Here is a 9,531-nt window from a genome sequence, read left to right on the forward strand (position 1 = left end):
TGCCCTGTGCGAGGGTTCCGGCGGCCGGCCGCTGAGCCGGATCGGGGAGGGACCGCCCGTCGTCCTAGTCTGAGGCCCATGAGCGATCGCGCGGTGCTGCATGTGAAGGGCAGGGTCCTCGTCGGACCCGAGGACGTCCGGGACGAGCTGTGGGTGGTCGACGGCTGCGTCTCCTACGACCGTCCCGGCGGCGCGGACGACATCCGCACCGTCGAGGGCTGGGCGCTCCCCGGGCTCGTCGACGCCCACTGCCACGTGGGCCTCGGCCCGCACGGGCCGGTCGAACAGGACGTCGCCGAGAAGCAGGCGCTCACCGACCGCGAGGCGGGCACCCTGCTCATCCGCGACGCGGGCTCGCCCTCGGACACCCGCTGGATCGACGACCGCGAGGACCTCCCGAAGATCATCCGGGCCGGACGCCACATCGCCCGCACCCGCCGCTACATGCGCGACTACGCCTGGGAGATCGAGCCGGACGAACTGACCGCCTACGTCGCCCAGGAGGCCCGCCGCGGCGACGGCTGGGTGAAGCTGGTCGGCGACTGGATCGACCGCGACCTCGGCGACCTGGCCCCCAGCTGGCCGCGGGAGGCCGTGGACGCGGCCATCGCCGAGGCCCACCGCCTCGGTGCCCGCGTCACCGCGCACTGCTTCGCCGAGAACTCCCTCCAGGACCTGGTGGAGGCCGGGATCGACTGCATCGAGCACGCGACGGGCCTGACCGACGACCTGATCCCCCTCTTCGCCTCGCGCGGCGTCGCGATCGTCCCCACCCTCGTCAACATCGCGACCTTCCCGCAGCTCGCCGACGGCGGCGAGGACAAGTTCCCCAAGTGGTCGGCTCATATGCGCCGGCTCCACGGACGCCGCTACGACACCGTGCGCAACGCCTACGACGCCGGCATCCCGGTCTACGTCGGCACCGACGCCGGCGGCCACCTCGCGCACGGCCTGGTGGCGGGCGAGGTGGCGGAGCTGGTCACCGCCGGCATCCCGCCCGTCGAGGCGCTGTCGGCGACCACCTGGGGCGCGCGGAAGTGGCTCGGCCGCCCCGGACTTGAGGAGGGAGCCCCGGCCGACCTCGTGGTGTACGAGAGCGATCCGCGGGCCGACGTACGTGTACTCGAGGCCCCTCGGCGGGTAGTGGTGAACGGACACGTCGTCGGCTGACCGACGCGGGCACAAGGCGGTACGGCGGTGAAAGAGTGGAACGCCTGTGCCTGGTGATTCGAAAATGTTCACGGCGAACACACGATGGGGTGAAGTGGCGCCGGAATGCCTTCAGGGCACCCCTGGTGCGCAATTCTTGACGGGTCCCGAGCAAGAATCCTCTGAGGGGTCCCCACCTTGAACGGCAAGAACTTCCGCATGCCCGCACGCCGTCTCGCCACCGTCGCGACGGCCACGGCCCTCGCCGCAGGTCCCGCGGCGCTGGCCGGCGCGGGCGCCGCGCACGCGACCGGTGACCAGGGCCGGGCGAGCGCTGTCGTCCTGCGCACCGGGCTCGACGTCTCCCTGCTCCACAAGACCGTGAACGTCCCCCTCGCGGTCTCGCTCAACCAGGTCGAGGCACCCGAGAGCGCCGAGAAGACGGCGCTGAGCGCGGAGCTGGACGGCGTCAACGGCGGCAGGCCCTTCAGCGTGCTGGACGCGAAGACGGCGAAGTCCGCGGCGAGCGTCACCTCCGCCAGGGCCGAGGGCTACACCAACCTCGCCCACGCCAGTGTCCATGTCCCGGGGCTGCCGCTGCTGTCCCTCATCGAGCTGGAGCAGGTCACCTCGAAGGCGGTCTGCGAGGCCGGGAAGAAGCCCGTGGCCTCCTCGAACCTGGGCGGCTCGGTGACGGTTCTGGGCAAGAAGGTCACCCTGACGACCGGCGGCAGCACGGAGGTCAAGGCGGCCGGCATCGGTGAGGTGCGTCTCGCCCTGTCGAAGACGGAGACGACCTCGCGTACGGCGGCCGCGACCGCCCTCGAACTCAAGGTGTCCGTCAACCCGTTGAAGCTGAACGTGGCCGAGGTGGGGGGCACCCTCACCCTGGCGAAGGCGACCTGCGAGGCGCCGGGCGGCTCCGCCGGGTCCAGCGGCTCCGGCAGCACCGGTGGCACCAAGGCGCAGGGCGAGGAGTCTGGGCTCGCCGAGACCGGTGGTGGCTCCATGACGCCGTACATCGCCGGTGGGGCGATCGCCCTGGTCGTGGCGGGCGGTGGAGCGGTGGCGCTGGCGCGGCGAAGCCGGAGCTGAGCGCTCCGCTGGGGGTGCGGGGATGGGTCGTTTTTTGGCTGCGGGCTCGATGTGGCTGGTCGCGCAGTTCCCCGCGCCCCTAAAGGGCGCACTCCCCGCGGCCCTGAGGGAGCCGGGACCGCTCAGCGGCGCGACGACGCCAGGGTCAGCGCACGGTCCAGTGCCTGGAGGAAGGTGTTGACCGTCGCCCTGTCCCGCACCGCCAGCCGTAGCCACTCCTCGCCCAGCCCCGGGAACGTGTCCCCGCGCCGGACCGCGAAGCCCAGGTCCCGCAGATGCCTGCGTACCGCGGTCGCCCGGGGCAGTCGTACGAGGATGAAGGGGCCCTCGGCGGGCTCTGTCACCCGGAGCCCCTCCGAGGCGAACTCGCCGAGCCCGGCGATCAGATGGGCCCGGTCGGCGGCGATGCGGTGTGCCGCGTGGGCCGCCTCCGCGAGGGCCTGTGGTCCCATGCAGGCCTCGGCGGCGGCCAGCGCCGGAGAGGACACCGGCCACAGCGGCTGGGCGCGCTCCAGTTCGGCGATCGTCTCGGGGGCGGCGAGGACGTAGCCGATCCGGAGGCCGGCCAGCCCCCAGGTCTTGGTGAGGCTGCGCAGGACCACCAGCCCCGGCACGTCCGTACGTCCCGCCAGCGCCTCCCGCTCGCCCGGCACCGCGTCCATGAACGCCTCGTCCACGACCAACGTCCGCCCGGGGCGGGCGAGTTGGGCGACGGCCGCGGCAGGGTGCAGGACGGAGGTCGGGTTCGTCGGGTTGCCGATCACCACCAGGTCGGCGTCCTCGGGGACCGCCGCCGGGTCGAGGCGGAAGCCGTCCTCCTCGCGCAGCAGCACCCGGTCCACCGTGTGGCCCGCGTCCCGCAGGGCCGCCTCCGGTTCCGTGAACTGCGGGTGCACGACGACCGGTCGACGTACCTTCAGGGCGCGGGCGAGCAGCACGAAGGCCTCGGCGGCACCGGCCGTCAGCAGCACCCGCTCCACCGGGAGGCGGTGCCGCGCCGCCACCGCCGCCCGCGCGGCCCGTCCGTCCGGATAGGCCGCGAGGGAGCCGAGCGAACCGGCTACGCGTTCGCGCAGCCAGGCGGGCGGTGTGTCCGCGCGGACGTTCACCGCCAGGTCGACCAGGGCCAAGCCGTCGTCGCGCACCTCGGCGTCGCCGTGGTGCCGGAGATCGTGCTCAGTGCGCATGGGCGTGTCCGCCGTGGTGGTGATGGTGGTGTCCGTCGTCGTCCGGGTGGAAGTGCGGCTGCTGCGGCAGCCCCACCTTGTCCTCGAAGCCAGGCAGCGCGATCCGGTACACGCACGAGTCGCAGTTCATCCGCAGATCGCCCTTGACCGCTTCCTCGTACCGCTCCATCACCAGATCGAGCAGCTCCGGCTCCGGGCCGATGACGTCGGCGGAGCGCACCTCGACCTCCGGGTGCGCGGCCGCCCAGCCCTCGGTCTGCTGCCGCACCCGGTCCGGCAGGATGCCGGTGAACAGAAAGTAGGGGAGGACGACGATCCGCTTGGCACCCAGCTGCGCGCACCGGTCCAGGCCGCTCGGCACGTCCGGCGCCGCCAGCGACACGAACGCCGTCTCCACGCCCGCGTACCCGCGTCCCTCCCACAGCAGCCGTGCCGCCTTGTACACCTCGGCGTTGGCGTCGGGGTCCGTGGAGCCGCGCCCGACCAGCAGCACGGTCACGTCCGCTCGGTCCTCCGGCGTCCGCGCGGTCTCTCCGAGCGCCTCGTCCAGCCGCCGCTCCAGGACCGACAGCAGCGAGGGGTGCGGGCCCAGCGGACGCCCGTACGTGTAGGAGATCCCCGGGTGGCGCTCCTTCTCGCGGGTCAGGGCCGCCGGGATGTCGCCCTTGGCATGCCCGGCGGAGACCAGCATCAGCGGCACGGCGGCGAAACGCCGTACCCCCCGCTCCACCAGTTCGGCGACCGCCTCGCCGAGCGGCGGCGGCGACAGCTCGATGAAGCCGCCCGCGACGGGCAGGTCGGGGTGGCGGTCCCCCAGCTGCCGTACGAAGTCGCGGAACGCCTCGGCTCCGGCCTCGTCCCGGGTGCCGTGACCGGCGATGAGCAGGGCGGGCGGCGGGGTGGTCACGATGTCTCCTCGGAATACGAAGTGGGGTGGTACAGCAGGGCGTTCAGGGTGGCCGACGCGACCGCCGAGCCGCCCTTCTCGGACACGTTGCTCACGGCGGGCAGCCCGCTCTCGCGCAACGCGGCCTTGGACTCGACCGCGCCGACGAAGCCGACGGGCAGGCCGATGACGAGCGCGGGGGAGGCGTCCAGGGTCAGCAGCTCCTCCAGGGCGGTCGGCGCGTTGCCGATCACCCAGAGGGCGCCCGGGCCGACCTGCTCGTAGGCGAGCCGTATCGCGTGCGCCGAACGGGTCAGTCCGGGACCGGCGACGGCGTCCCTGAGCCGGCAGACCGTCTCGCGCCGGGTGATCCCGGCCGCGACCATCTCCACGTCCACGACGACGGGCGCCCCGCCGTGCAGGGCCGCGTACGCCTTTTCCAGGGCGGCCTCGTCCATGACGAGATCGGTCGCGTAGTCGAGGTCGGCGGCGGAGTGGACGACCCGCTCCACCACCGCCCGCGTCAGCGGCGGGAAGTGCGAGGTGTCCAGGCGGGCACGCAGCCGCCGGTAGGACTCCTGCTCGATCGGATGGACCACACGGTTCACCGGCCCGGCGACGGAGTCGCTCATGATGCGGCCTCCTGCCAGCGGTAGCCGCGCGGCGTCACCATGCGCCCCGCGATCTCACGGGTCGCCGTGTTGCCCACGGTCACGACGGTCATCATGTCGACCGTCGCCGGGTCCAGGGAGCCCAGGTCGGTCACCCGGCTGGATTCGTCCGGCCGCGACGCGTTGCGTACGACACCGACCGGCGTCGTCGGCTCCCGGTGCTCCGCGAGGATCGCGAGCGCCTTCGGCAGCTGCCAGTCCCGGCCCCGGGAACGGGGGTTGTAGAAGGTCACCACGAGGTCCGCCTCGGCCGCCGCCCGCACCCGCCGCTCGATGACCTCCCACGGCGTGTGCAGATCGGAGAGGCTGATGGACACGTGGTCGTGGCCGAGCGGCGCGCCCAGGATCGCCCCGGCCGCGAGCGCGGCGGTGACGCCCGGTACGCCGATCACGTCGATGTCGTCGGAGGCCTCGGCTAGCGCGGGCGAGGCCATGGCGTACACGCCCGCGTCGCCGCTGCCGATCAGCGCGACCGCCTGGCCCTTCCGGGCCTCGGCCACCGCGGTCCGGGCCCGCTCCTCCTCGGCGCCGAGCCCGGACTCCAGGATCCGGGTGCCGGGCCGCAGCAGGTCGCGGATCTGGTCGACGTACTGGTCGAGCCCGACGAGCACGGAGGCGCGCCGCAGTTCGGCCGTGGCGCGCGGGGTGAGCAGATCGCGGGCGCCGGGGCCGAGCCCGACCACCGCGAGCCGCCCGCGCGCGGCACGTCGTACGACGGCGCAGGTCGCCATCGAGGCGTGCCCGTCCGCACGGGCCGACTTCCGCTTGGGGACGAGGAGTTCACCGCCGCGGGCGAGCGCGGAGGCCTCGGCGACCGACGGAGTGCCCACGGCGGTGAGCGGGGCGTCGGAGGGGTTGGGGACCTCGACCTTCGCCAGCTCCTCGGCGGAGTACGTCACCAGGGGCACCCCGAGCCGCGCGGCCGCCTCGACGATGCCGGGCTCCTCCCGCTTGGCGTCCACGGTCGCCAGCTCGGCGAGGCTACGAGGAGACAGTCCGGCGTCCCGCAACGCGCCCTCGACCAGCCCGAGCACCTCGTCGACGAGGGCGCCCTTGGAGGCACCGACGCCGACGACGAGGGACGGCGGACGCAGCAGCACCTCACCTTCGGCGGGTTCGGCCGCTCGGTCCGTCAGCCGGACGGTCCGTGTGCCCTCCGCCGTGAACGGCAGCGGCGGCAGCGGCCAGGCCACTTCGGCGTCCAGCGCGACCGGCTCACCGTCCAGCAGAGCCCGCGTCACACCGGCCACGTCGCCCTCCACCGGGAGGCCGAGCGTGTCCAGGCCGGTAATGCCCACGGCGTCCGTCGCCGTGGTCACCACGGGCTCGGCACCGAGCAACTCGCCCACCTGCTCGGCGAGTTCATTGGCACCGCCCCCGTGTCCGCCCACCAGCGACACGGCGAACCGGCCGCCCTCGTCGACGCACACCACACCGGGGTCGCTCTTCTTGTCCCCCAGCAGGGGCGCCACGAGCCGAACCACCGCCCCCGTCGCCAGGAAACACACGAGCTGCTCGCACTCCGCGAACGCGACTTGTACGGCGTCCCCGACGGGACCCTCGTACACCCGCGTGCGGTCCGGCCACGCCGCGGCCAGCCGGTCGCGCGCCGCCGCCCCCGCCGCGGTGGCGGAAATGAGGCCGATCACAGGGCAACTCCTTCGTGAGACACGGGGGTTCTGGTCCCCCACAGCAGGAATACGGGGTTCGTCGCCGCGAGGCGGGTGACATCCCCCGGCAGCGGTGCGAGCCGCGACGACTGCAGCAGCACCCCGTCGCAGTCGAACCCGGCACCGGTGAGCGCCGTGCGCACCGCGGGCACCCGGTCCAGTGCGGCCATGGCGACCACGACCGTCCGCCGGGCCCGCCGCGCGCACGCCCGCACGATGCCGGGCAGTTCGCGCCCCCCGCCCCCGACGAACACGGCGTCGGGATCGTCGAGCCGATCCAGCGCGTCCGGCGCCGTCCCGTGCACCACGTGCACGTCGACGCCGTGCGCACCGGCGTTGGCGCGGATCCGCTCCACCCCGTCCGGTGCCTTCTCGACGGCGCTGACGGCGGCGCCCAGCCGCGCGCACTCCACGGCCACGGAACCCGAGCCGGAGCCGACGTCCCAGACCAGATCGCCGGGGCGTGGCCCGAGCCGGGCCAGGGCCAGCGCCCGCACCTCGAACTTGGTGATCATGGAGTCGCGGTGCGCGAACTCGCCCTCGTGCAGGGCCCATCCCAAGGGCCGTACGGCCGTCCCGGCGAGCGTCCGTACGGGACCGAGCGCCCGCGTCTCGTCCAGGCACAGGACGACACTCACCGCCGTACCCCAGTCGCGGCCCGCGGCCTCGGCGGGGGAGACCCGCTCCAGGCGCTCCTCGCCGGAGCCCAGCGCGGAGGCGACGACGAGGACCCGGCCGGGCGCGGTACGGGCGAGCGCGGCGCCCAACTCGGCCGGACCGGCGCCGGGCCCGGTGAGCACGGCCACCTTCGGGTGCGCCCGGCACATGTTGACGGCCGTGCGCGGATCCCGCCCGTGCGCACTGACCACGACCGCGTCGTCCCAGGTCAGCCCGAGCCGGGCGAAGGCGGTGGCGACGGACGAGACACCCGGCCGTACGTCCAGACGCTCCGCACCGAAGCGCTCGGCCAGCGCCCGCACGATCCCGAAGAACCCGGGGTCGCCGGAGGCCAGCACGACCACCCGCCGGTCCTTGCCGACGTACTCCTCCATGGTGTCCAGGGCGGGCGCCAGCGGCCCGAGCACGATCCGCTCGGCCGTCTCGGGCAGCCGCACGGCGTCCAGATGCCGTCGCCCGCCCACGACGAGCTCGGCCCCCGCCACCGCTTCGAGGGGAACGGGTGCGCCCGTTCCCGTACCGACGACCGTGATCACGTACTGGCACCCCGCGCGCGCAGGGCCCTGCGGGCCTCCGGGTCGGCCTTGCGGTAGCCGTGGAAGTGACCGGGGTGGTACAGGTGCGAGCGGGTGCCCTCGGCGTCCAGCGCCGGGCCGACCAGGAAGAGGGTGTGCTTCCAGAGCTTGTGCTCCTTGACCGTCTCCTCCAGCGTCCCGATCGTGCACCGCACGACCAGCTCCTCCGGCCAGGTCGCCTGGTAGGCGACGACGACCGGCGTCGACGTCGGGTAGCCGCCCTCCAGCAGCTCCCGCACCAGCTGCCCGCTGCGGGCGGCGGACAGGAAGATCGCCATGGTGGTGCCGTGCTTGGCGAACTCCCGCACCTCCTCACCGGGCGGCATCGGCGTCTTGCCGCCGCCGAGCCGGGTCAGTACGACGGACTGCGCGACCTCCGGGATGGTCAACTCGCGCTGCGCGAGCGCGGCGACGGCCGAGAACGCGGACACACCGGGCACGACCTCCGTCCCGATGCCGATCCGCGCACACCGGTCGAGCTGCTCCTGCGTACCGCCCCACAGGGCGGGATCCCCGGAGTGGATACGGGCGACCTTCAGGCCGGTGCGATGTGCGCGCTCGTAGACGGCGACGACGTCCTCCAGCGACATGGTCGCCGAGTCGAGGATCTCCGCGTCCTCGCGCGCGTGCTCGAGGACCTCCGCCTGCACCAGGCTCGCCGCCCAGATCACGACGTCGGCCTCGGCGATGGCGCGCGCGGCACGGAACGTCAACAGGTCGGCGGCGCCGGGGCCGGCACCGACGAAGGTCACCTTGCCGGTGGGGGCATCGGCCATGGGAACGGTCCTCTCTAGCAAAGCTCGGGTCTGGCTCTTGGAGTGACGAGTGGAGTGTGGTTATTGCCGTCGGACGTGCGTGAACGGGGGTTGATCGGATAGCAAGGGCGTATGGCGGTCTTCGTCGCGCTCGGCGCGTTCCTGATGACGCTGGCCGGCGGCTGGACGGCACAGCGTGTGACCGACCGCCGCCACCTGGTTCTGGGCCTGGCCGGCGGACTGATGCTGGGTGTCGTCGGCCTGGACCTGCTGCCGGAGGCGCTCAAGGCGGCGGGCGAAGAGGTCTTCGGCGTACCGGCGGCCCTGCTCCTGTTCGTGGCCGGCTTTCTGCTGGCCCATCTGGTGGAACGCCTGCTGGCAGCCCGCCAGGCCGCGCACGGCGGGGAGGAGAGCAACGGACGCGCGCCCGAGGTGGGCCTCACGGCCGCCTCGGCGATGGTCGGTCACAGCTACATGGACGGCGTGGCGATCGGCGCGGCCTTCCAGGTCGGCGGCGGCATGGGCGCGGCGGTCACGCTGGCGGTGGTCGCCCACGACTTCGCGGACGGCTTCAACACGTACACGATCACCAGCCTGTACGGAAACGCCCGTCGCAAGGCCCTGACCATGCTGTTCGCGGACGCGGTGGCCCCGGTGGCCGGCGCGGCCTCGGCGGCGTTCGTCACCATCCCTCAGGGCCTGCTCGGCGGCTACCTCGGCCTCTTCGGCGGTGTACTCCTCTACCTCGCCGCCGCCGAGATCCTCCCCGAGGCGCACCATGAGCACCCCGCCCGCTCGACGCTGCTGTGCACCGTGGCGGGGGCGGCTTTCATCTGGCTCGTGGTGGGCCTGGCCGGGTGAGTCC

General features: G+C 73.5%; 9 protein-coding genes. 3 read left to right on the plus strand and 6 right to left on the minus strand.

Annotation, left to right across the window (positions count from 1 at the left end; all coding sequences use genetic code 11):
• The first annotated feature begins 78 nt into the window (after positions 1-78).
• Complete coding sequence (locus tag ACFY1U_RS05105) at positions 79-1,170, plus strand: amidohydrolase family protein (RefSeq protein WP_390692738.1); 1,092 nt, start codon at positions 79-81, stop codon at positions 1,168-1,170.
• Positions 1,171-1,347: 177 nt separating this feature from the next.
• Positions 1,348-2,244, plus strand: coding sequence for an SCO1860 family LAETG-anchored protein (locus tag ACFY1U_RS05110; protein WP_390692739.1), 897 nt, complete (start codon positions 1,348-1,350; stop codon positions 2,242-2,244).
• Positions 2,245-2,366: 122 nt separating this feature from the next.
• Here ACFY1U_RS05110 and cobC read toward each other — a convergent pair whose 3' ends face one another.
• From cobC to cobM, 6 genes are read right to left on the minus strand one after another with little or no spacing between them, the layout of a single operon-like run.
• Positions 2,367-3,431 (minus strand): Rv2231c family pyridoxal phosphate-dependent protein CobC, encoded by a 1,065-nt coding sequence (gene cobC, locus ACFY1U_RS05115; RefSeq protein ID WP_390692740.1) that lies wholly within the window; start codon positions 3,429-3,431, stop codon positions 2,367-2,369.
• The gene (locus ACFY1U_RS05120) at positions 3,421-4,338 is read right to left on the minus strand and encodes a sirohydrochlorin chelatase (RefSeq protein ID WP_390692741.1); all 918 of its coding nucleotides are present in this window, start codon (positions 4,336-4,338) and stop codon (positions 3,421-3,423) included. Before ACFY1U_RS05120 ends, cobC begins: the two co-directional genes overlap by 11 nt.
• A complete protein-coding gene (locus ACFY1U_RS05125; protein ID WP_390692851.1) occupies positions 4,335-4,925 on the minus strand; it encodes a precorrin-8X methylmutase in 591 nt (196 codons plus the stop codon). The genes ACFY1U_RS05120 and ACFY1U_RS05125 overlap by 4 nt, the downstream gene beginning before the upstream one ends.
• Positions 4,926-4,945: 20 nt before the next feature.
• The gene (cobJ, locus tag ACFY1U_RS05130; protein ID WP_390692742.1) at positions 4,946-6,637 is read right to left on the minus strand and encodes a precorrin-3B C(17)-methyltransferase; all 1,692 of its coding nucleotides are present in this window, start codon (positions 6,635-6,637) and stop codon (positions 4,946-4,948) included.
• Entirely contained in the window at positions 6,634-7,872 is a 1,239-nt protein-coding gene (cbiE, locus tag ACFY1U_RS05135) for a precorrin-6y C5,15-methyltransferase (decarboxylating) subunit CbiE (RefSeq protein WP_390692743.1), read from the minus strand. The genes cobJ and cbiE overlap by 4 nt, the downstream gene beginning before the upstream one ends.
• Entirely contained in the window at positions 7,869-8,687 is an 819-nt protein-coding gene (gene cobM / locus ACFY1U_RS05140; RefSeq protein WP_390692744.1) for a precorrin-4 C(11)-methyltransferase, read from the minus strand. The genes cbiE and cobM overlap by 4 nt, the downstream gene beginning before the upstream one ends.
• Before the next feature lie 111 nt (positions 8,688-8,798).
• On the opposite strand from cobM, the gene ACFY1U_RS05145 reads away from it, so the two are divergent.
• Entirely contained in the window at positions 8,799-9,527 is a 729-nt protein-coding gene (locus tag ACFY1U_RS05145) for a ZIP family metal transporter (RefSeq protein ID WP_390692745.1), read from the plus strand.
• The last annotated feature ends 4 nt before the right edge of the window (positions 9,528-9,531 follow it).

The organism is Streptomyces sp. NPDC001351 (assembly GCF_042896045.1).
In the GTDB taxonomy this organism is placed as follows: Bacteria; Actinomycetota; Actinomycetes; order Streptomycetales; family Streptomycetaceae; genus Streptomyces.

Bases quoted from the DNA above. Each gene is read 5' to 3' on its own strand.
- cobM (WP_390692744.1), bottom strand. From the start codon at position 8,687: ATGGCCGATGCCCCCACCGGCAAGGTGACCTTCGTCGGTGCCGGCCCC.
- ACFY1U_RS05105 (WP_390692738.1), top strand. From the start codon at position 79: ATGAGCGATCGCGCGGTGCTGCATGTGAAGGGCAGGGTCCTCGTCGGA.
- ACFY1U_RS05145 (WP_390692745.1), top strand. From the start codon at position 8,799: ATGGCGGTCTTCGTCGCGCTCGGCGCGTTCCTGATGACGCTGGCCGGC.
- cobC (WP_390692740.1), bottom strand. From the start codon at position 3,431: ATGCGCACTGAGCACGATCTCCGGCACCACGGCGACGCCGAGGTGCGC.